The following is a 22902-nucleotide window of genomic DNA, read 5'->3' as shown; positions in this document are numbered from 1 at the left end:
AAAACGTTGAAAATCATGAGTGTCATGTCCATTACTCGTCTGAGTGGACTATTATTGTAGGAATGCAGGGATGATCACCGAGTTAGACAATCAATATTCTTTAAGAACCGGTTAATTCTTTTCAATGTACCTGAACTTATCCCCCGTGGTTTCGACGATCAGGCGCAGCCACCATTCAGGGTATTCAGGGTGGATTACGATGGGGTATCTGCCATATTTATTGGTCAGAAATTCACCATTTTCTTCTTTCTTAATGTTCCCATCCATAAATTTAACCATAAGGAAACGAAACAGTTCTTCCCAGCGCTCGACAGTATAATTCCCCATTTTCACCGAAAAATCGGTAAGGAAATCCCGGGCAAGTTCGGGGTTTTTATTGTAAAGTTCAGTTGCTGCTTTGTCAACAGCGGGCACAAAGTCCATAAATCTTTTTTCCAGTTCCGACTGCACCTTACGGATGTCGGGAAGCATCAGGCTGTAACGCAGGTAGGCAAAATTGGAAACCTTGTTAAAAGTCCAGAAAGCGGAGTTGTCGGAATACTCAAGGATGCTGCCGTTCCCTTCGGCATAGGTTTCAGGTGCATGCCTGATGCCTGCATACATCGGAACGTAAACTGTGGAATTGGCATCGTCAACGCCAAACCAAATGATCCCTCCCACCGGGTCGGGTAAGTAGGAACGTGATTGTGTGATGAACGAAAAAGCCGTTTGCTGGGTGGCGGTAGTGCGCTCGTGGAAGTAAGTTTTTCCATCAAGTTTCCAGGTTAAAGGACGCCAGCGATAGGGCGCTCCCCACGGTCCGGCGCCGATATCCTGCGACATATCGTATTCGGTTCCCTGAAGGTAGTCGCGCTTAAAATCCATCAAATCCTGAACGGAGAGCTTCCGCTCAGGCTTAATGTAAAGTGGCATCCGGTTTTCGAGGTTTTGACCCATGGCATAGTCCTCAAACACATCCATTTCGCTGTTCACCTTCCGAAACATCGACCAGACACGGGCTTCACAGAAACGCGCTGCGCCAAAATCAACCGGAGCATAAACATCAGAAAAACTGAAATCGGCATCAGCACCATCAAAATATCCTTTTTTACGGGCAAATGTGATAACATCATGAGCATAAATAACTCCAACATTGGGTTTATTCAGGTTATCCCAATTTTTTGAACTGATCGATGTAACGCCATCCTCCAAAGGGAAATTCATGATACGGGCATGATTGGCATGTGCCGAAATATATCCGTCAGGAATTCTCACCGCCACCCAAACAGCACCTTTGTCGGCATTGAAATATTGTTTGCTCTTTTTATCAAATTGCCAATCCGTACCTTTTCCAATGATCTCCATGATCCAAACCTCGTTTTTGTCGGCTATGGAAAATGATTCGCCGTCACTGTAATAGCCATACTCTTCCACCAGTTGACCGATCACCATTATGGCTTCTCTGGCTGTAGCTGACCGTTGTAATGCAAGGAACATCAGCCCGCCATAATCCATCAGCCCGGTGGTGTCGCGCAATTCAGAACGCCCGCCATAAGTTGTTTCGCCCATGGCTACCTGTTTCTCATTAATAAATCCAACCACTGAATATGTAGTAGGGGGATGTGGAACTTTAACGAGTGGTTTGTGTGTACTTCGGCAATACATTTGGTAAAATGAACCTTCGGGCATCGGGCCGCCTTCATGATAGTAAAGTTCTCCATAACGAATGTGTGAGTCGGCGGCATAGCTGATCATCGAAGAGCCGTCAACAGAGGCGCCGGGAGTCACAAGGTAACTGGTACAGGCAAAAGTGACAATAGGAAGTAAAACAAGCAGTAAAGTCGTTGATAATAAATGTGTAAACTTCATCGGATAGTAGAGTTAAATGAATTATGAGGGCAAACCTACGAATATTTTTAACAACAGGTCGGACTATCTCCTAAAGAACACTTAACTGGCTGGTGTCAGAAATGATTTTACCAAAAATAACGGGCGTCAAAAAAACGCTCTATTTAGTGCCAGCCAGAAAACCCTTCATTTTTGATTTTCAACGATTTATTTACCCCACCCTAAAGGGAGTAAATCGTTGAAAATCAATGCTCCCTTTAGGGTTGGGGAATTCATTGATTTTCAACTTATGGAGTTTTCTGGCTGCCACTACTTAATAGTGCTTTCGATCATATGCTCATTTTCGGCGAATGCCTTTGCCATCACCTCCTTCACGATGCCACCCATAGCATTGGCCATCAGTGCAGAATTCATCCGCGAAATATATACTTTCCCGTCAGCTTTTTCATAAACAGCCACACGGCAGGGCATCATGGTCGAAACGATGCGCTCCTCACTTTGCTTCAGAATCTTTTCTGCGTGGTCGGGGTGGCACAACTCAAATACTTTTACCGAACGGACATTTTTCCCACTCTTCAACAAAGTAGCCTGTAGGTCATGCACTGCCGGCATTCTCCAACCTTGCTCTGCCACCGCCGTCTCAAGCTTTTGAACTGTGGTGCTAAAATCGTAAGGGCTTGCGGTTTCCATCAGCATCATGCCCGGGGAAAGCTTGAATAATACAAATCCAGTAATTACAGATCCGATTAAAAGGCCGGCAATTCCGGCGATTAAGATGTTTTTCATGCGTTAATTTTTAAGATCATTTTGTTTAATTATCAAGCCATTAAACATAAATAAACCGGTTGATGTTCAAATAATGAAGCCTTGAACTTGCTTTTCAACAGTACGTATGTTTTTCTTGGATTACTTTTGTGCTGTATTTCAACTTTAAATCCATGCCTGCCATCACTCTTGAAATCTGCTGCTATAACATCGAATCTGCATTGATTGCTCAAAATGCAGGAGCCAACAGAATAGAATTGTGTGCCGGCCCAACTGAGGGAGGAACTACCCCAGGACCAGGCACTATACATATTGCAAGAAAAATAATATCACTTCCTCTTTTTGTGATGATCAGGCCGCGTGGAGGAGATTTTCTTTATTCAGAAAATGAAGTTGAAACCATGCTGCAAGACATTGTATTTGCAAAAAAAGCAGGAGCCGACGGAGTTGTATTTGGAATGTTAAAGCCTGATGGTACGGTCGATATAGAAAGAACTGCCCACCTGGTTGAGGCTGCTCACCCTATGGAAGTCACTTTTCACAGGGCTTTTGATATGACAGCCAACCCTTTTAGGGCTTTGGAAGATATAATTTCTACCGGCGCCCGGCGAATTCTCACCTCCGGGCAAAAACCTACTGCAATACAGGGAGCAGATTTAATTTCAGCATTGGTAAAACGGGCAGGAAACCGGATTTCGATCATGGCCGGCAGCGGCATCAACGAAGTCAATGTGTTGGATTTGATTACCCGCACAGGTGTTCAGGAAATTCATTTATCGGCAAAAAAATATTTCCCTTCAAAAATGTTGTTCCAAAATCCCGGACTTTCGATGGGGAAAAGTAATTTGGATGAGTACCGGACAGTGCTTGCCGATGGGGAGATGATACAGCGCTTGCTTGCAAACCTATGAGGTTTTGGCTACATTTTCGCCTGCATATTTTGCTTGTGTTCAGCTTAGGCTCCAGCCTGTTTATTTACTGCCACAATTCCTGTAAAAGCCTTTTTTTCACCGCCATCAAATCACAACTAATTACAATAATGAGTGATTCAAATCGAAAAGCATTATCTAATTCTCCAGGGTCTATTCCAACTTCCTGTACACAATCGCCACTGCACTTACGTCGTCGCCGCCCATGTTGATGGTCATTCCGTAAGGTTTTTCAGCAGGAATTTCGATCTGGGCATCGCCGGTTCTTCCGGTGAGTTGCTCCCAGATGGTTACAGCCTGGTGAACACCTGTTCCTCCTGTTGGATGCCCCCACCCAACCAGCCCACCGGTGGTGTTGATCGGGATTTTGCCGTTGCGGGCAGTGTGACCCTGATAAACGAAATCGGCGCCTTCGCCGGGTTTGGCAAATCCGAGTGCTTCAACGGCAAGAATGCCAGCAATTGTAAAACAGTCGTGGGTCTCTATGGTGGCCAGATCGTGGATGGTGATGCCGGCATGAGCCAGTGCTTTGCGAGCTGCATCCCTGATGGTTTCCATCACCGTGAGGTCGGTCGGATTTTTTGTAATATCTCTTTCAGAGGTGGCAAATCCTACAACTTCAACGGCGTTTTTCTTTTCAATCCCGCATTTGGCAAGCCCTTCTTCCGAAAGTATGGCAATGGCGCACGCAGCGTCAGATACTTTGGAACAATCCAACACATTCAAATGATCAACAAAAGTTTTTCCGCTGGGTTCCATTTTGAAGCAAGTACCTTCAGGATCGGGGTTGGTGTTGTGGAATTCTTGTGCCGTAGCACAAAGGCGTGCATTTTCGATGGCGTTGCGATACCAGCGCGAAAGGCCTTTGCGGGCATATTCTTTTCCATATTTTTCATAGTAAGCTCCGGCACGATCGCTGAACTGTCCGGGGAAAAAGTAAGCGTGCCCGTTTTTACGCCTTTCGAACCATCCTGCGCCAGCCAGCACATCGGCGCCATAAATGGCTTTCATGGTATTTTGCACCTCTACGCCAAGAGCCAAAACAGTGTCAGCTCCGGCCAGCACATTTTTTATTCCGGTGATCAGCGCCATACCTCCCGAAGCACATGCTGCTTCCACCCTGATACTGGGTTTGAAAGTCAATCCCTCGTCAATCATTGGGATAAATCCTGCCAGATGACCCTGCTTGTTAAAGCGTGCTGCCATAAAATTCCCTATCACACTCTCGTCCACATTTTTTGCTCCACCGATTTGCGCCAGCGTCCCTTTTCCGGCTTCCGAAATATAATGTTCCAGTCCTGGCCTCTCCTTTTTCGGGTTAAACTCATTTCGACCGGTACCCATAGAAATCGTGTTGTAACCGGCAGCCATATATACTTTCTTCTGCATCTTTTTCATTTTTGCTTCCTCCTTAATTTAAATAGTTATTAATTGGGCCATAGGCATGGAAAAATCCAGTGAGCATGACAGTGTTCACATCTTCATCGCTATTGGCAACTCCAGTACTAACCAGTTGTTTTCCTATGTCGAATGAGCGACGGTGATAGTTTCTGGCTAATTGACCACCAATGGTTTTAAGGGTCTCTATCCCTTCAAAATGAGCATTCAGTAAGTCTTCTTTATTTTTGCTGAAGTTCACTGATTTCCATGGTTGATAACCAGTGGGCAATGGGCCAAGGTGTTCATCGCATTTTGCTGAAAAATTTACAACCGGAACATATGCCCTTTTTTGCAAGTCATAAATGGCAATCGGTTTTCCTTTTTCATATTTGAGGAAACCATCTTTTTGCGAGCCATCAGAGTTTTGTCCCCCTTTTACACCCAAATCAAAAAGCTGATCGAGCAGCGGACTGTGTAGCGTTTCCTTTTCATTGTAAGGGTTCATTACTCCCATGATGAAACGCACCACATCAACACCAACGTAATCAATCAATTGGAAGATACCCATCGGACGAACCAGGTAATCCTGTGTAATCCGGTTGACCATATAAACCGATTCAGCAAAGGAGAAATCTTTCATCAGGATTTCCGCTTCGGCAATGCCATGCAGCGCATCACGCATGAAGTGGCCGTTACCAATAAAGCCCGCAAAGTCGTTTGATGGCACTACCACCTTTTTCAGACTCTTTGCGTAAGCGTTGGCAAAGTCATTCATCTCCGCACTGTTTTCGCTGATGGTAATCAACTCAACCAGGCGTTGTATTGCGGGTGGATTGTAAAAATGGAATCCGAGAATGCGCCCGCCTAATCCAGCTTCGTTATTCAACATGTGAATCGGAATGGAGGAGGTGTTAGTGAAGAACCAGGGTTTGTTGGGGTTGTTCTGATCAATCTGTTTGAAGATTTTAACCTTTAGTGCCTGGTTTTCGGCAATGGCCTCAAAGATGAGGTTGGAGCCATAAGCAACCTCCATTGCAGTTACCGGCCTCACGATGTTCATCACGTCAAAGATGTATTCGTCAAGGATCTCACCATTTTCGATCAAATCCTGACGGCTGGCATATGCTTCGCGCAGCCACACCATTTTCTTTTCAGCAATTTTCCTCACCTGCACTTTGAGGTATTTCATCAGACCGGCCAGCCCTTCCTCGGAAAGGTCAATGGCATTGAGCACAAATGTTTTCCCTTTGTTTTCGGGCTTAAGGCTGAGATTGGCCATCTCCACGGCCGTTAAAAGCAGAATGCCACTGCCCATCTTTCCGGCAGCACCCAGCACACTCACTTTTTGTAATCTTTCGTCGTAGTTCATGTTTTTGTTATTTAAAATTATCAAATGATGTTGGTATTCCAATGTTGTTTTGGAAGTTTGTAGTTGGCAGTCCCCAGTTGGCAGTCCCCAGTCGGCAGCCAGCAGTTGGCAGTCCCCAGTCGGCAGTCCCCAGTCGGCAGTCGGCAGTCGGCAGATGGTAGTCTCCAGTAGGCAGGCGGCAGATCTCTTGTAATTGGTTCAAACTAGTTAATTTTATTCAATGGTTAAAAATTACCGAAATTTATCCGGATTTTGAATCATAAAAGAAAGTAGCCTCCCAACTTCTTCTGATTTTTCAATCAGATCATTATAAAGTGATTCATCAATATATTTAGAAGCTAATGCAAAGTCAAGCCACACCTGGGATTCAGTATTTTCCATATCTGAGTCGGAAATTTTGCTAACAAAATGCGCCGGGTATTGTCGTTTACGATAGCCTTCTCCGATATTAGCGCAAACCGATCTTGATGACCTGCGTATTTGATCTGTCAGACTGTATTTTTCTTCATTCGGAAACAACTTTGAAACTTCAAATATCTCCAACGCAAGGTCAAATCCTTTCTGATAAGCAAGTAACGCCCTGAAGCCCTTCTTAATCGTTTTCAATTTTTCAGATAATTTTAATTACACAATATCATTTCCCGGTCAATATCCCACTTGCTGACTGCCGACTGCAGACTGCCGACTGCAGACTGCCGACTTTCTTACTCCCACTTAGGTTGCTCTTTATTCAAGAATGCTTTCATTCCAATCTCTCCTTCATTACCTTTGCCGAAAAGTGAGCCGAAATTGATTGCTTCCAGTTCCGAACCATCCTCAAAACTGCCTGCCAGTCCTTTTCTTACAACCTTCTTGATAAGTTTAACTGCTCTTGGTCCTTTGGAAGCGATCAGCCTGGCAATTTTCATGGTTTCTTCCATCAGATGCTCAGGCTCAACCACTTTTTGCACCAGCCCGATACGGAGTGCATCCTCCGCGCCAATCATCTCGGCGGTCATCAGCAGGTAAAGTGCGTCGGCAAGACCAACAAGGCGTGGAAGTCGTTGAGTCCCTGCGTATCCGGGTATTAAACCTAAATTAACTTCCGGCTGACCAAATTTGGCTTTGGTGCTGGCAATCCTGAAATCGCAGCCCATGGCCAGTTCGAGTCCGCCGCCAAGCGAAAAACCATTAATAGCCGCTATTACGGGTATTTCCATATTTCCAAGGCTTCTGAATGTATTTTGGCCAAGCCTTGAAAAATCACTGCCCTGCTGCTGATCTTTGTCCACCATTTCGGCAATGTCAGCTCCGGCAACAAAAGCTTTTCCTTCGCCGGTAATGATCATCACTTTGACCTCAGGCATGTTACTGATTTTTTCGACCATCGCATCCATTTCGTTAAAAAACCTGGTATTCAGTGCATTTAATGCTTTTGGACGGTTGATCGTAACCAATGCAATGCCCTCTTCAACGGATAAATTCAAAATTTCAAATTCCATAATTGTACTTTTTAAAGAAATTTTTTTCAATAATAGCAAAAAACGATTAAACCAAACCTGGTATCTTTGCGTTTTAATTTGAAAACAAAGGTGTGACAAAGATATTTCAAAAATCATTGGCAATCATATTATCGCTTGTAGTAATTATAACTACCAGCGGGTTAAATATTTACACCCACTCATGTGGTTGTTGCCAGAGTTTTGATGTCTCAGTCACTGCATTCGACGAGTGTTGCGATCAAAGTGAAACCCAAACCTGCGAAATGCACGAAGAAGGCCAACCGGCTTGTTGCGAAGAGCCCGCCCGGCATAGCAATTCAGACCATGTATGCAGCCAGAATGGTTGCTGCCAATACGAACACATGTTTCTAAAGATATCGGAGAAATTCAACAAGCCGGTTCAAATTTCAGTTCAGTATTTCGATCAAATCGTTGCTATTACCGAATTATATTTAAATGACTTTGACCAGTGCAAGGAAATTGAATCAGATTTCATTGTAAATCATTCATTACCACCACCTCTGTCGGCGGGTAAAGCTTTTGTGATCTTTACCCATTCCTTCAAAATTGCCCCTTCATTTATTTTTTCCGCCTGAAAAAGGTTTTTCTACTTGCAACCTTAGCCACCTTTTACAGGAACTGCCTCTGCAGAAGACAAATCAGATTGAATTTTTGATCTTTTTATCTTTTGTCAATACGGGTTTACAGTCTATTCATTATCAAAAGGAAATTTTAAATGAAAAGGATATTATTTTTATCAGGAATATTCATCTTGCTCTCCTTCGGTTCGTTGGCTCAAAACGTAGCCGGAAAGGTTTATGGGCTGGATGAGAAAAACAGGAAGACGCCTTTGACCGGTGTGAATGTTTACTGGGCGCATAACTTGCAGGGGACTACAACTGATTCCAAAGGTTTTTTCGCCATCGAACAGGAAGAGCATAATCATGGAGATTCGAACGAAGATAATCATGACGGGCACTTATTGGTTTTCAGCTTTGTGGGTTATGTCAGCGACACCATTCACATTCATCAGGACAACCGAAATCTTGAAATTGTGTTGTCAACCATCAGTGAACTGGAGGGTGTCGAAGTGAGTGCCAGACAATCCGGTTCGCACATCTCAAGGGTAAATCCAATAGTTACACAGCAGATTAACAGTACTGAACTCAGAAAAGCGGCCTGTTGCAATCTTTCAGAAAGTTTCGAGACCAATGCCTCTGTGGATGTAAATTACAGCGATGCCGTCACTGGCGCCAAACAGATTCAATTGCTGGGGCTGGCAGGTATTTACAGCCAGTTGATGATCGAGAATATACCAAATTATTACGGGCTGGCCAACAGTTACGGCCTGATGTGGGTTCCGGGTACGTGGATGGAATCCATACAGGTTTCAAAAGGAACTGCAGCGGTGATTAACGGGTATGAATCCATCGCAGGCCAGATTAATGTCGAGTATAAAAAGCCCAACAATAGCGAGAAGCTTTTCCTCAACCTTTTTGGCGACAGCGATGGCCGGATTGAAAGCAACATCAACGCCGCAACCAAATTAGATCCAAATTGGGCTACTATGATATATGGTCATGTAAGTAACAATAGTTCAAGGGACGACCACAATGGTGATGGCTTTCTTGATCATCCGCTTTACACCCAATACAATTTTTTTAATCGTTGGGAGTATTTCGGGAAACACTATGAGGCCCAGTTTGGGGTTCAATTTCTTGACGAAGACCGAACCGGGGGCCAGATGAATTTTAATCAATCTGATGACCGGAATGCTGATAACCCTTATGGCATAGGTATTCACAATAAACGCTGGCAGTTTTTTGCTAAAAACGGATTTTTACTCAACCGTCCTGAAACCAGCATCGCTATGATTAGTTCTTACACCTGGCACGATCAGGAAACATTTTTTGGATTACGGGATTACACGGCACGACAGAACAGTTTTTACAACAACCTGATCTTCCAGTCGTACATCGGAAACACGCAACACAGCTTCACCACCGGGATCAGCTACATTTACAACGATTATGATGAAGTATTGAGCGACAGTGCATTTGCAATGAGTGAAAGTGTGCCGGGTGTTTATTTTCAATATACCTATAACAACCCGGAGAAATTCACATTCATTGCCGGAATGAGAGCTGATTTCCATAACATTTACGGGACTTTTTACACGCCAAGAGTTCATGCCCGCTATGCCCTGACACCGAAAACTGTTGTAAGGGCATCGGCAGGGAAAGGTTACCGGACTCCGAATGTGATTGCCGAAAATATTTCTTTTCTTGCCAGCAGCCGCGACTTAAACACACTTGAACTGTTGAAGCAGGAGGAGGCCTGGAATTTTGGAACACATATCACGCAATATGTTGATTTGTTTGGAAAGGAGATGACCATCAGCGCAGATTATTACCGGACTGAGTTTCAAAACCAGGTGATTGTTGACATTGACGCAGATGTCAGACAAATCAGGTTGTATAACCTCAATGGTAAATCTTACTCCAACAGTGCGCAACTGGAGATTAGCTATGAGTTAATTAAAGGGCTTGATCTTGTGGCAGCCTATCGTATCAACGATGTGAAAATGACCGTCAACGAAGAATTGCAGCGTAAGCCTTTGGTGAGCAAATATAAAGGGTTGGTTACACTTTCGTATGCCACCAATATGAACCGATGGCAGTTTGATTTTACAAGCCAGTTTAATGGCGGCGGCAGATTACCAAACACATCTGGAAATCCCCCGGAATACAGGCTTGAAGAAAACTTTCCTGCCTATACAAACCTGAACGCTCAAATAACACGCTATTTTAGAAAATGGAGCATTTATGCCGGAGGTGAAAACCTCCTGAATTATACCCAGCACCACCCGATTGTGGCCGCTAATGACCCTTTCGGAGATTATTTCGACGCATCCATGGTTTGGGGTCCGATCATGGGTAGTAAATATTATGTAGGCCTTCGATTTGCAATTGAATAATAAACAAAATATCATGACAACAGAAAAAATCATAATCGAGAATTTAAAATGCCACGGTTGCGCAAATACCATCACGAAAGGGATTTCTGGGATGGAAGGCGTTAACCAGGTAAATGTGAACGTCGAAGAATCTTCCGTTTCGGTGGATTACGACGAGGCACTGCAAAACAGAGAGAACATTGCCAAGAAACTCACCAAACTGGGCTATCCGGAACAAGGGCATAATAGCCTGAAATCAGAGGTGGTTTCTTATGTCAGCTGCGCTATAGGGCGGGTGACAAAGTAACTTAGTTATTGACAGCCAGAAAACTCTTAATGTTGAAAATCATATTCAGGGTGTTTTCTGAAAGTCACTATTTATTAATTTTAAACATTTTAATCATGAAAACTGTAAAAATCATTTTTGTATTGATGGCGATCTTTGCCATCACAGCGTTTTCAATTACTCCGGTTCAGGCACAGGACAAGAACAAGACGGAAACTGTGGTCATCAAATCATCAGTCGTTTGCGGGATGTGCGATGCACGAGTGAAGAAGGAACTGGCTTATGAGAAAGGGGTAACCGATATTCAGGTAGATTTGAAAGAGAAACTCATCACGGTGGAGTACAAACCTGGCCGCACTGATGTGGAAAAAATCAAAAAATCCATTACCAAAATCGGTTATGATGCCGACGACCTGGTGGCCGATGAAAAAGCCTACAACAAACTACCTGCTTGTTGCAAAAAGGATGCGGAACCGCACTGATCATAAAGAAAAAGGCTGCAAACCAACGTTGCAGCCTTTTTCTATCAGATGGCAATTTGTTTATTTAGTAGCGTTTTCAAGCCTTCTCATAATCGAGAAGATGAACACTGCTGCGAGGATACAACAAATAATGAAGATTCCCCAAAGCATGTAAAGTTCCACTTTACCCCACAATAAACTGCCAACAAACAGGAATTTGTTTCCGATTGCTGTTGCCAGTAACCAACCACCTTGCATGAGTCCCTGGAAGCGTGGAGGAGCAACCTTGGCCACGAAGGATAAACCAATCGGGCTTAAGAAGAGCTCAGCAATGGTTAAGATGAGATAAGAACTCATCAGCCAGTAAGGAGATACCCGGTTAATTTCTTCAACGGCAACCCCTGCCATGTCTTTTGGTGAAACCAATCCAAGTGATGCAATCAGCACCAGCACAAATCCGAAGGAGGCAATAATCATCCCGATACCAATTTTTCGTGGTGATGAGGGTTCTTTTTTCTTTTTCCCTAACCAGGCAAAAATTGCCATTACAGGAGGGGTCAATGCTACGATGAACAATGGGTTGAATGATTGGAATACCTCAGGTGAAATGCTGTTCAATGCAGCATTGGAAGATGTAAAATAGTAGCTCAGGGCGCCTCCCACGAGGAAAAGTGCTGCACCAACCAACCGGCTGTTAACTTTTTTGGTGAAGAATACCATAGCAGCCCCTGCAATTGCGGCAATCACTGATAAGATGGACCAGATATTGAAAAACAGGTTAGTAAACGGCCCAACAAATTGGGTGGTGTAGTCGCGGGCAAACATGGTGAGTGTAAGTCCATTTTGATGGAATGACATCCAGAAGAAAATGACCACTATAAATACCAGCGTCAATGCCACAACACGCGGTTTCTCTTCTTTGGTTGATATCTGGAAAATGAATGTTACAAATCCAACAAACAATCCAACCGCTAATCCTAATTTGTAATCAATGTCCTTTATGTCAGTGTAACCATCAGCGATGTGGAATAAAACGGCGATTACGGCAACCAATCCCAAAGAAATGATGATGTATTTCAGATTACTTCCTAGGTCAAGTGCCGGTTTTGTTGTCTGATTGACATTATTTTTCTTGTCGGCCAATGCTAGTTTATACTTAGAAGGCAGCAGTTTGTTGAAACTGACGTAGATGATTAATGAAACGATCATCGCACCGGCTGCAATGGCAAAAGCATAGTTGAACCCTGCAGAGAAAACGCCGATGTATTCATTGGCAAAAGTTGTTAGGTTGGCTGCTGACCGTCCTCCATCGGACCTGATGGCCGCATTGGCCAGCGTTTGAAACTGTTCAACATCTTTCAACGTTCCGGCCAGATACTGATGACTGAGCAAAGGAAGATTGGCATTTTCGTAGTAACCATTGTATTTAAGCCAGAATTCCTTAATCCCTTTTGCAACAAATGGTGCAAAGAAAGCTCCGATGTTAATCCCCATGTAGAAGATCATAAAGGCGCTGTCGCGGAATTTCCTGTACTTTTCCTCATCGTACATCTGCCCGACAACCGCTTGCAGGTTGCCTTTGAATAATCCGTTGCCAAGGGCAATAATTAACAATGCAGAAACAGAAACCCAAAGTTCCAGACCAGGTATTGCAATTAATAAATACCCTGCAAACATAATGACTTGTCCTACTAAAATAACCGTCTTATACTTTTTTGTCCAATCGGCAACCATACCTCCAACCAGCGCCAGGGCATAGATTGCAAAGTAGAACCATGAATAAATACTTCCTGCGGCATCGGCATCAAGTCCATAGCGCGCCTGAAGGAACATAACCAGGATGGCCATCATGGTATAAAACCCAAAGCGCTCTCCCATATTGGTGAAGAAGGCCACCAGTAAACCTTTTGGATGATCTTTAAGCATAAGTGTAGAATTTAGTGAATAATTTGTAATTAGTTAAACTGTTCGTTTGAAAAAGTCTGCAAATATATTTAAATTTCGATGCAAAGCAACTTAAAACTGACTGCCTTGTGATAAATATAATCTTTTGAGAACAGGTGAATTGGCAGTTCATGGAAAACCAGCTATTCTGCGGTATTAATCATATCAAGAAGATCATCCAGAATTTTTTGGTGATCAAAAGCAAGGATTGGAATTTTGTCCACAGCAAACCATCCGGCATTTTTGGCATCGTCAGCACCAGTAACCGAAGAATTTTTCGGTTCAGCAAAACCGTAGAAAATGATGGTAACAGTTCTTCCGCGGGGATCACGCCCGGGATCACCGTAGGTTTTAAACTGCCGGAGGTCGATCCCCTTCAGTCCGGTTTCTTCTTCAAGTTCGCGTTGGGCTGTGTTTAGAAGGGTTTCCTCCATTTCGATAAAACCACCGGGAAAAGCCCACTGATCCCGGAATGGCTCGTTGCCTCGCTGAATGAGCAAGACCTTCAAGATGTCATCAAATTTGCAAAAAACAACAATGTCAACTGTTACCGAAGCGCGGGGGTATTCATAGGTGTAGAGCATAAGGTTGAGGTTGAGGTTAAGGTTGAGGTTGAGTGAAACGGGTTTTTCTGATTTTGTAAATATCGGCTGTTACTTTTTCCCTTCAACAACGATCACGAATTCGCCTTTGACAGGTTTTTCGCTGAAATGAGCCAGGATTTGAGTGATTGATCCGCGGAAAGTCTCTTCATAAATTTTGGTTAGTTCGCGTGAAACGGATGCCTGCCGGTCAGCGCCGAATACTTCTGCCATTTGCTCGAGGGTTTTAATCAGCCGGTGGGGAGATTCATACAAAATTACTGAATAGGGTATGTCGCTGAGATACTGAAGCCGTGTCATGCGTCCTTTTTTATGAGGAAGAAATCCTTCAAATACAAAGCGGTCGGCTGGCAATCCTGAGTTGACCAGCGCAGGTACAAACGCTGTAGCACCGGGCAGGCATTCTACAGTGATATCATTTCTCAAACATTCTCTAACAATTAAATAGCCGGGATCGGAAATCGCAGGTGTTCCGGCATCGCTCACCAAAGCGGCTTGCTCACCTTGCCCGATGCGCTGGCAATAACGCTCAAACACCTTGTGCTCGTTGTTTTGGTGATAAGGCAGGACAGGTTTACTGATGTTGTAATGCCTGAGTAAAACGGAAGTCGTCCGGGTGTCTTCGGCAAGAATAAAATCCACTTCAGCCAAGACCCTGAGCGCTCTCAGGGTGATGTCTTCAAGATTTCCGATCGGGGTTGGAACAATGAACAGCTTCGACATGGTGATTGTTTGGGATTAAATAAGATAATAACTACAAAAGCGTTTACAAGAAAATTTACGGAAGATCATCTCCGCTACTTTTTTGCAAAGAAAAACAAACTATGAGCAACTTCAGATACAAAATTACCATTTATCTGCCCCTTCTTTTTGCCATTGTGCTGATGGGGGGTATTCTGCTTGGCATTCGCCTGGCGCCCAGGCAGACAAACAGAGGGAATATTTTTTCAGTTGATTTATCCAAATACAGCAAAGTGAGTGATGTCCTGGGATACATTATGCGTGATTGGGTGGATACAGTCAATCTTGAGTCCCTGGAGGATGATGCCATTATTCAGATCCTCGAAAATCTTGATCCTCATTCACAGTACATTCCTGCATCCGAATTTAATGAGGTAAATGAACATCTCGAAGGTAATTTTGAAGGAATCGGGGTTCAATTCCGAATAGAAAAAGACACTGCAATGGTAATTATTCCAATTGCCGGTGGTCCTTCAGAAAAAGTAGGAATAAAAGCCGGCGACCGGATTGTGATTGTTGATGGCGACACCATTGCCGGAGTTAACACCAACAACCAGGAAGTTATGAAAAGGCTGAAAGGCCCGAAAAACACCAAAGTCAATGTGAAAATTTTCAGGAGAGGCGAGGCAGAACTACTTGATTTTACAATTACAAGGGGCGTCATTCCTACTTACAGCCTTGATATTGCATATATGGTGGATGAAACAATTGGGTACGTAAAACTTAACAAGTTTTCGGCAACCACTTACGAAGAATTCACCAACGCCCTGACAGACTTAAAACGTGAGGGAATGAATAAACTCATCCTTGATCTTCGGAATAACTCAGGTGGATATTTACAGGCCGCAATCAGCGTCTGCGATGAGTTTTTGGCCGATAAGCAATTAATTGTTTACACCGAAGGGAAAAACAGACCCAGGAATTATGCTTATGCCACAAGGCGCGGCAGCTTCCAGAATGAAGAGATCGTCGTTCTGATTGATGAGGGATCTGCATCGGCCAGTGAAATCGTAGCAGGAGCTATACAGGACAACGACCGCGGCACCATTATAGGCAGACGCTCATTTGGAAAAGGACTGGTACAGGAACAGGTTAACCTGATGGACGGCTCGGCCATCAGGCTTACCACAGCGAGATATTACACCCCAACAGGGCGATCCATTCAGAAACCTTACGAGAACGGCAGAGAAGATTATTACAAGGAATTCCACAAGCGATTTGAAAATGGCGAAGTATTTCATGCCGACAGTATCCACTTCGATGATACACTGAAGTTTATCACACCAGGTGGAAAGGTCGTTTACGGCGGTGGAGGTATCATGCCGGATATTTTCATACCCATCGAAACCGGTGACCACATGGCCTATTACAACCGGCTAATCAATCGCGGAATCATTTATGATTTCGCTTTTGAATACACCGATGCAAATCGCCAAGTGCTTAGCAGGTTTACCGATTATAAAAGCTTTAACCTCAAGTTCAACATTACAGAAAGTATTTTTGAACAACTCATTGCTTTTGCCGAAAAAAAAGAACTTGAAAGGGATCATGAAGGTATCATGGCGATGAAAGAAGACATTAAAATCTTGTTAAAAGCGCTCATTGGGCGCAACATACTCGACAATCAGGGTTTTTATCCTATTTTTCACCAACGCGACAATGTATTCAACCAGGCGGTAAAAATACTGAAAGAAGGATCCGTTTAGGTGCTGATTGTATGAGCTGAGGGTTGAAAAGGCAGAGATTGATTATTCGTTTTCTTAACAGAAAAATTACACGTATGTAATTGAATTAGATGATTTTAGCAATAATATTTCTATTAATCTATCAGCCTTGCGGACTCGTGAAATCTCCTCTCAATAATCATTTTAAATAAAAGTGTTTTCTTTGCCGCCGGAAATTATTTTGGGAATAACATCCCTTTTTGCTATCATTTTAAAACTAAACATTGAAAACATGAGTATTAAGAAGCAAATTTTGAAATCAAAACCTTTATGTAAGGTTACGTTTAAAGTAGAAAAAGAACAGGCAAACAACGCTGTTACAGTTAGTGTACTGGGCGATTTTAACCATTGGGATGAAGCTGCCGGTGAAATGAAAGCCAACAAAGATGGATCATTCACATTTACAACTGACCTTCCCACCGGACAAGATCATCACTTCCGTTACCTGGCAGACGGTCAGATCTGGCTGAATGAGCCAGATGCTGATAAGTTTCTCCCAAGTGGCTATGGTGATGCCGAAAATTCTGTAATCTGCCTGTAAACAATCAGGTTACCACCGGAAAGCGCTTAAACTCAACGTAACACCTGAGTTTAAGCGCTTTTTCATTTTACTTCAAGGTCGTTTTCCCGACCCGATAATTCTCTCATTTCTCATCATACCATGCTGCGTATTTAGTATAGCTTTCGGCGATACGATGAATTTCACCTTCAGACAGATTCGTATCAATGTCTTTAATTTTAACCGCAGGGATTCCGGCAAAAACGGAGCCTGATTTTACGGTAGTATTCTTAGCAACCACTGCACCTGCGGCAATGATGGAGTTGCTTTCAATAACTGCGCCATCCATAACAATGGCGCCCATACCAATCAGCACATGATCCTGTATTGTGCAACCATGTACAATAGCATTATGAGCTATAGAAACATAGTTCCCGATATTGACAGGTGCAACTTTGTAAGTGCAATGGATAATTGCACCGTCCTGAATGTTCACCTGGTTGCCGATCCTGATGTAATGAACATCACCACGCAGCACAGCATTGTACCAGATGCTGCAATTGTCGCCAATCACAACATCGCCAATAATTACTGCTGTTTCGGCCACAAAGCAGTTAATACCGAATTTGGGGGAAATACCATTCAAAGGTCGGATGAGTGCCATGATTTCAGGGATAATTCTATTTGTAAGTTAAAATCCATTCTGCAATCAAACAGAGCTACCAGTTCACAACGGTTTTGTTGAATATATCCTCAACAAGCTGTTCGTTGATTTGTTTAACCAGCACATCCTGAACAGTGAGCAAGTCCTGTGTGCTGGGGTATTCTTCGAATCTCGAGAAAGACTGGTTTTGAAAACTCTGTGTTTTATCAATGTTATTTACGAATGAAACCTTAATGGTAATGGTCAGTCTGTTCAGGGCTGCAATATCATTGGCCTGGATAGCGGTCGGACGGGTGTTAAAGTCGGTAATTTCTCCGGTAATTACAAGATCTCCACCCTGGTTTACCAAAGAAAGGTTTGTTTGCGAGAGGAATTTGTTTCGTAATGCATCGGTAAGGTCCTGGCTCAATGTTGGGTTAATAAGTAAAGCATTATTCGGAAAATTTTCAATTTGGATAGTTTTTACACCCGGTGGAATGGAGGCGCCTGTAAAGGAATAATTCATCTTGCAGGCAGGTGCTGAAAGAAGGATAAATACCAGTGTAAAATAAAATCCGGGTTTAAAAACAGTGTTCATTTAGTTGATATTGAATTCCTTAATTTTTCTGTACAGCGTCCGCTCCGAGATACCAAGCTCCCTGGCTGCCACTTTTCGTTTGCCGTTGTGTTTGGCCAGCGCTTTTCTGATCAGATCAATTTCTTTATCCTGTATCGATAGCGACTCCTCAATCTTACCATTGTCAGCATCCTCGGCAAGTTGCTCATAGTCATCGTCGGTCAGCACACCTTCTTCATAATCTTTCACCTCGTTGCTAATGTCATGGTAAAACTTCTTAATAAGAACCGGGTCGCTTTCCTGAAGATGTTTCGTTTCGCCTTTTTGCGACATCTCTCTGATCGTGCGTTTCAGTTCATTGATGTCGCCGCGCATATCCCATAACACTTTATAAAGAATGTCGCGATCTGTAAGGTCGTGATTGAATTCTTCCTTTGAATAAAGCACCGGTAATGTAGAAGTTGTCGCTTTGGGAAGATATTTCAACAAGGTAGCATTAGAGATAATCCGCTCGCTTTCGATGATTGAAATTTGTTCGGTAATATTTTTTAATTGCCTGATGTTCCCGTCCCATCGATAGTTCGAAAGTAAAGTAACTGCTTCTTCAGTTAGCTGGAGTGCCGGCATACGGTATTTTTCGGCAAAATCAGTTGCAAATTTCCTGAAAAGGAGATGAATATCTTCTTTTCGCTCACGGAGAGGCGGTATTTGAATGGGGACGGAATTGAGTCTGTAATACAGGTCCTGCCTGAATTTTCCACGTTGGATGGCATCGGTAATCTGCACATTGGTTGCAGCAATCACCCGAACGTCAGTTTTAATCACTTTGGAAGAGCCAACCCTCATGAACTCACCGGATTCGAGCACCCTGAGCAGCCTTACCTGGGTTGAAAGTGGTAATTCTGCTACTTCATCCAGGAAAATGGTACCACCGTTTACTTCTTCAAAATATCCTTTTCTCGACTCATGAGCACCGGTGAACGACCCCTTCTCGTGTCCAAATAACTCGGAGTCAATTGTACCTTCGGGGATAGCGCCACAGTTCACGGCAATATATGATTTGTGTTTTCGGGCGCTGAGCTGATGAATAATTTGTGGAAAAACTTCTTTTCCGGTTCCGCTTTCGCCGGTAATCAGCACCGTGAGATCAGTAGCTGCAACCTGTTTGGCAATGTCGATCGCCCGGTTTAGTTTAGGATCATTTCCAATGATCCCGAATCGTTGTTTAATTGCTTGAATTTCCATGAAATCCCGGTAGAAAATAATTACGTTGGTTTGGGTGCAAAGATACGCAATTTGGGCAAGTCAGTTTGAATTTTCCATTTAGTATGTACAAAGCAGAGCGCTGCTTTTCCCGAAAAGAAATCAACTTTAAACATCAGTGCTATATCCAACGGTTAAAAGCATTCTGTGCTATTTTTGCTCCATGGTTGCGCTTTTTACGGAAGCGATAGCTGCATGTTTTGACCGATTCCTGGCTGTTCTCCATAAGATATGAAATCTCTTTTGCGGATAAATTCGTCTTTAGTAAGATGCAACGTTGCAGGTCGTTTCTGGTCAACTTTCGATCGATTTTGTGCAACTCATCATAAAATTATACCTGGATTGATTCAAACCGGTTTGAAAATAGTCAATATAAAAGATCAAACTTTTGCACTTTCGGTTTTGGTTTTGAAAAAGATGAGCACGCCTTCGATAATTACCCAAAATGAAAGGATAATGATTACAGCATTGACTGCCAGCAGGAGCCAATTGTGTTGCTTGTCCCATGAAATCTGGTTCAGTAAAGCTGCCCACAAAGTGTTGAACCCCATGAAAACAGCAGGTATGGCGGTAATGATCCACCGAAGTCCTCCTTTCTTTTTAAGGTAAACCGTAAGCACGACTAATGCGAGGGCAGCAAGCACCTGGTTAATAATCCCAAACAAAGGCCAGAGCATAAGCGCGCCTTTTCCATCGGTGCCGGTGACAAAAGCCAGAATTGCAGCGGAAATGATTACAATGGCAGTAGCGAAATAGTTGTTTCGAAAAGGACTATTCATACCCTTCCCAAAAAGTTCCTGAAGGAAAAAACGCTGCATTCGGGCTGAAGTGTCAAGGCTGGTTCCGGCAAAAGAGGCAACAAACACACCCATAATAATTACTGCGATTGTTTTTGGGATGCCGGCGGCTGTGATCATGTTGGCCGATCCTTCAACAAAAACGTTGATTTTTGAAGCCATTCCTGAGGCTGCTGCCCATGAACCATAATTACTCCCCCAGGCTGAAATGCCAGTTATTACTGCACCGTTTTCTGTTGTGAACCCTAACCCAATTCCCGCTCCCACTGCGATAATAACCAAAAGTGCAAGTGCCCCTTCGATAAGCATACTTCCATAACCTACAAACAACGCATCCTTTTCGCTGGCCACCTGCTTGGATGAGGTGCCGGACGAAACAATGGCATGAAACCCGGAAACAGCGCCGCACGCTATAATAATGAAGATAAATGGCCAAAGCGGAGGCGCATCAACCGGAACAGGATTGTAAGCCGGAGCAACAAAACCAAACTCTGCATTAAATGACGAGAAAACGATCCCAACTACAAGCAATCCCATTGCAAGTATCAACTGGTGTGAATTGATGAAATCGCGCGGTTGGAGTAAAGTAGTAACCGGTAAAATTGAAGCTATAAAAGCATAAATAAGTAAGAGAATGGTCCAGATACCGGTGGCAGGAATTCCAAAAATTTCAGTAATTCTCAACGGAATATAATTGCCAAGGATTACAGTTACGTACATAATTATCACCGCAATGATGCTAAGTTTAAGAAAATCTTTTCCCCTGCGGTACACCTGGAAACCAAGCCAGACTGCAATTGGAATCTCAAGCCATATTGGAACCACAGAACCTGGGTACATGTCGAAAATGATAGCCATTATAAGTCCAAGAATGGCAATGAAAATCCAAAGTTCCAACAACCCGATGATGTAAAAAAACACCTTCGTGCGCTTATTCAGATAAATACCGGTAATCTCAGCTATGGAATGGCCGCGGTTGCGCATTGAGGCTATCAAAACACCAAAATCATGCACGGCGCCGATAAAAATACTTCCAAAGAAAACCCACAACACTGCCGGCACCCAACCCCAGATGATTGCAATGGCAGGCCCGACAATTGGCCCTGTACCGGCAATGGAAGTGAAATGGTGACCGAAAATAATCTCCTTTTTGGTAGGAACATAGTCAAATCCGTCATTCATTGTTTCGGATGGAACTTTGACTTTTACATCAATCTTAAAGATCTTTCGGCTGATAAATCTTCCATAAAAGCGGTACATTAAAATATAGCCGCCAAAAACCAGAACCATAAGTAAAAGCGGATGCATGATGGTATTGATTGTTTGATTTACAAAAACGAATGCGAAAGTAATGCTGTTTCAATCTTATTGAGCTTACAGAATCATTTTTTTTCATAAAACCCGGTTCTAATATTTTTACTTCGGGGGAGCCAGCAAGAAAACTAACCAGAGTGATTTTCAACGATGAGTGTTTTCTTTCTGGTTTTGAGTAGAAAAGCCAAAGCCATGACTAACATGATAATCCCGCAAATGCCAATTGAAAAATGTAAGGAGTGCCATTGCACCAATGGATACAGGATAACCGGTGAAAGAAATTGCCCCGCATACACAGCCATATTGAGCAACCCGACCATCCTGCCACGTCGTTCAGCGGGTGCAAGAGTGATGAGCCACAGATTGGTATTGGGCATCAGCAAACCTGTACCAAGCCCGGCAAGAATTAATCCGGCAAGAATTGGCCAGAAATCGTTCACAAACATGATGATGAAATAACCGGCGCCCATCAACGTAAAAGTAAGTGCATAAATCTGGTAAAAGCTGAATCGCGATTTAAGTCTGCCGTATTGTAATGAAGCCAGCGCGCCGGCAAGAATGGCTGCACTGATAGAATAACCGATGGCAGCGTTTGACAACTTACCGGTTTGATGAAGCAAAAAAGGCACTTGCGTGGGAATTACATAGAAAAACAACATACCAAGAAACGCAACACCATAAACCAACAGGTAATTATTTATTTGATGATCCTGGTCCCGAGGGGGTTTATTCCTGATTTGTTGAGTAAATATTTCCGGTTCGTAGATGTAGAATATGGTCAGAAACAGAATAATAATGGAAAAAGCGTAAACCAGGAAAGGCGCCCTCCACGAAATGTCAGCCAAAATACCTCCGGCCATTACAAAAGTCACCCCACCAAACGACATAAATGCCCCCTGTAAACCCATAAAACGGCTTCGCTCTGTTCCATCAAAATAATCACCTATCAAAGTAGTGTTTACGGTCATTAACCCCGCCACCGCCAACCCAAGGAGGGCGCGTCCTGCAAGTATAAAATAAAGACCGTTCAGATAAAATCCTGATGTGCCGGCCAAAGCGTAAAGGGTAAGCGAAATCATTAAAGGCTTTTTGCGTCCCGACCTGTCAACGATTTGCCCCGCAAAAGGAGCCAGCAGGGCAATCACTAATGCCGGGATGGTCAAAACAAGCTTGCTCAGAAGCCCGGCATTGGGTACATCCCGAAATTGAAGTTGTATCTCAGGGATGGCAGCGGTGATACCTGCCCCGGCCAATACGGTCATACTGCCGGTCAACAGCAATGTTAGCTTTAGCATAGTTCCGGTAGAAGTGCTTAATTTTTTCAATGTCTGCCGCCCGAAGTTC

22 protein-coding genes are annotated in these 22902 nt (G+C 43.5%); 7 read left to right on the top strand and 15 right to left on the bottom strand.

All coding sequences use genetic code 11. From position 1 onward, the window contains the following. Positions 1–111 precede the first annotated feature (111 nt). Both IH598_01265 and IH598_01260 read right to left on the bottom strand, forming a co-directional pair. Positions 112–1848, bottom strand: a complete 1737-nt coding sequence (locus IH598_01265) for a C69 family dipeptidase (protein ID MBE0637133.1) — start codon at positions 1846–1848, stop codon at positions 112–114. A 288-nt stretch (positions 1849–2136) separates the two neighbouring features. Next, a complete protein-coding gene (locus IH598_01260; GenBank protein ID MBE0637132.1) occupies positions 2137–2613 on the bottom strand; it encodes a DUF302 domain-containing protein in 477 nt (158 codons plus the stop codon). Between the two features lie 161 nt (positions 2614–2774). On the opposite strand from IH598_01260, the gene IH598_01255 reads away from it, so the two are divergent. Then, positions 2775–3503 (top strand): copper homeostasis protein CutC, encoded by a 729-nt coding sequence (locus IH598_01255; GenBank protein ID MBE0637131.1) that lies wholly within the window; start codon positions 2775–2777, stop codon positions 3501–3503. A 171-nt stretch (positions 3504–3674) separates the two neighbouring features. On the opposite strand, the gene IH598_01250 is transcribed toward IH598_01255, so the two are convergent. The 5 genes from IH598_01250 to IH598_01230 all read right to left on the bottom strand — a co-directional run bounded on the left by IH598_01250 (position 3675) and on the right by IH598_01230 (position 7751). Then, entirely contained in the window at positions 3675–4919 is a 1245-nt protein-coding gene (locus IH598_01250; protein ID MBE0637130.1) for a 3-ketoacyl-CoA thiolase, read from the bottom strand. 13 nt (positions 4920–4932) lie between these two features. Next, positions 4933–6270, bottom strand: coding sequence for a 3-hydroxyacyl-CoA dehydrogenase family protein (locus IH598_01245; GenBank protein MBE0637129.1), 1338 nt, complete (start codon positions 6268–6270; stop codon positions 4933–4935). A gap of 7 nt (positions 6271–6277) precedes the next feature. After that, positions 6278–6472: a hypothetical protein gene (locus tag IH598_01240; GenBank protein ID MBE0637128.1), complete on the bottom strand. Its 195-nt coding sequence runs from the start codon at positions 6470–6472 to the stop codon at positions 6278–6280. A gap of 29 nt (positions 6473–6501) precedes the next feature. After that, positions 6502–6867 carry a four helix bundle protein gene (locus tag IH598_01235; protein MBE0637127.1) on the bottom strand — a complete coding sequence of 122 codons (366 nt, stop codon included), beginning with the start codon at positions 6865–6867 and terminating at the stop codon, positions 6502–6504. A gap of 107 nt (positions 6868–6974) precedes the next feature. Beyond that, positions 6975–7751, bottom strand: a complete 777-nt coding sequence (locus tag IH598_01230) for an enoyl-CoA hydratase/isomerase family protein (protein MBE0637126.1) — start codon at positions 7749–7751, stop codon at positions 6975–6977. A 116-nt stretch (positions 7752–7867) separates the two neighbouring features. Between IH598_01230 and IH598_01225 the strand changes: the two genes are divergently transcribed. The 4 genes from IH598_01225 (at position 7868) to IH598_01210 (ending at position 11475) form a co-directional block, all read left to right on the top strand. Beyond that, positions 7868–8347: a hypothetical protein gene (locus tag IH598_01225; protein ID MBE0637125.1), complete on the top strand. Its 480-nt coding sequence runs from the start codon at positions 7868–7870 to the stop codon at positions 8345–8347. Between the two features lie 140 nt (positions 8348–8487). After that, positions 8488–10728: a TonB-dependent receptor gene (locus tag IH598_01220; protein ID MBE0637124.1), complete on the top strand. Its 2241-nt coding sequence runs from the start codon at positions 8488–8490 to the stop codon at positions 10726–10728. Positions 10729–10741: 13 nt separating this feature from the next. Further along, complete coding sequence (locus IH598_01215) at positions 10742–11014, top strand: heavy-metal-associated domain-containing protein (protein ID MBE0637123.1); 273 nt, start codon at positions 10742–10744, stop codon at positions 11012–11014. A 95-nt stretch (positions 11015–11109) separates the two neighbouring features. Continuing rightward, entirely contained in the window at positions 11110–11475 is a 366-nt protein-coding gene (locus IH598_01210; protein ID MBE0637122.1) for a heavy-metal-associated domain-containing protein, read from the top strand. Between the two features lie 60 nt (positions 11476–11535). Here IH598_01210 and IH598_01205 read toward each other — a convergent pair whose 3' ends face one another. From IH598_01205 to rsmI, 3 genes are all read right to left on the bottom strand, one after another. Further along, a complete protein-coding gene (locus IH598_01205; protein ID MBE0637121.1) occupies positions 11536–13380 on the bottom strand; it encodes a peptide MFS transporter in 1845 nt (614 codons plus the stop codon). A gap of 161 nt (positions 13381–13541) precedes the next feature. Then, positions 13542–13982 carry an NUDIX hydrolase gene (locus tag IH598_01200; protein ID MBE0637120.1) on the bottom strand — a complete coding sequence of 147 codons (441 nt, stop codon included), beginning with the start codon at positions 13980–13982 and terminating at the stop codon, positions 13542–13544. A gap of 69 nt (positions 13983–14051) precedes the next feature. After that, positions 14052–14723, bottom strand: coding sequence for a 16S rRNA (cytidine(1402)-2'-O)-methyltransferase (rsmI, locus tag IH598_01195; GenBank protein MBE0637119.1), 672 nt, complete (start codon positions 14721–14723; stop codon positions 14052–14054). A gap of 101 nt (positions 14724–14824) precedes the next feature. Here rsmI and IH598_01190 point away from each other — a divergent pair, with 101 nt between their 5' ends. Both IH598_01190 and IH598_01185 read left to right on the top strand, forming a co-directional pair. Further along, positions 14825–16447 (top strand): S41 family peptidase, encoded by a 1623-nt coding sequence (locus IH598_01190; protein ID MBE0637118.1) that lies wholly within the window; start codon positions 14825–14827, stop codon positions 16445–16447. 250 nt (positions 16448–16697) lie between these two features. Beyond that, positions 16698–17006: an isoamylase early set domain-containing protein gene (locus IH598_01185; protein ID MBE0637117.1), complete on the top strand. Its 309-nt coding sequence runs from the start codon at positions 16698–16700 to the stop codon at positions 17004–17006. A 103-nt stretch (positions 17007–17109) separates the two neighbouring features. Here the strand turns inward: IH598_01185 and IH598_01180 are convergent, their stop codons facing one another. The 5 genes from IH598_01180 to IH598_01160 all read right to left on the bottom strand — a co-directional run bounded on the left by IH598_01180 (position 17110) and on the right by IH598_01160 (position 22883). Further along, complete coding sequence (locus IH598_01180) at positions 17110–17628, bottom strand: gamma carbonic anhydrase family protein (GenBank protein ID MBE0637116.1); 519 nt, start codon at positions 17626–17628, stop codon at positions 17110–17112. A gap of 55 nt (positions 17629–17683) precedes the next feature. Next, positions 17684–18205, bottom strand: coding sequence for an LptE family protein (locus IH598_01175; GenBank protein ID MBE0637115.1), 522 nt, complete (start codon positions 18203–18205; stop codon positions 17684–17686). Then, entirely contained in the window at positions 18206–19429 is a 1224-nt protein-coding gene (locus tag IH598_01170; GenBank protein ID MBE0637114.1) for a sigma 54-interacting transcriptional regulator, read from the bottom strand. Between the two features lie 398 nt (positions 19430–19827). Next, positions 19828–21552, bottom strand: a complete 1725-nt coding sequence (locus IH598_01165; protein MBE0637113.1) for a carbon starvation protein A — start codon at positions 21550–21552, stop codon at positions 19828–19830. A 134-nt stretch (positions 21553–21686) separates the two neighbouring features. Beyond that, a complete protein-coding gene (locus IH598_01160; GenBank protein MBE0637112.1) occupies positions 21687–22883 on the bottom strand; it encodes an MFS transporter in 1197 nt (398 codons plus the stop codon). Between the last annotated feature and the right edge of the window lie 19 nt (positions 22884–22902).

It is taken from the genome of Bacteroidales bacterium (assembly GCA_014860585.1).
Classification (GTDB): Bacteria; Bacteroidota; Bacteroidia; order Bacteroidales; family 4484-276; genus RZYY01.
The sequence above is the reverse complement of the archived record's forward strand: the minus strand, read 5'-3'. Positions and strand labels throughout refer to the sequence as shown.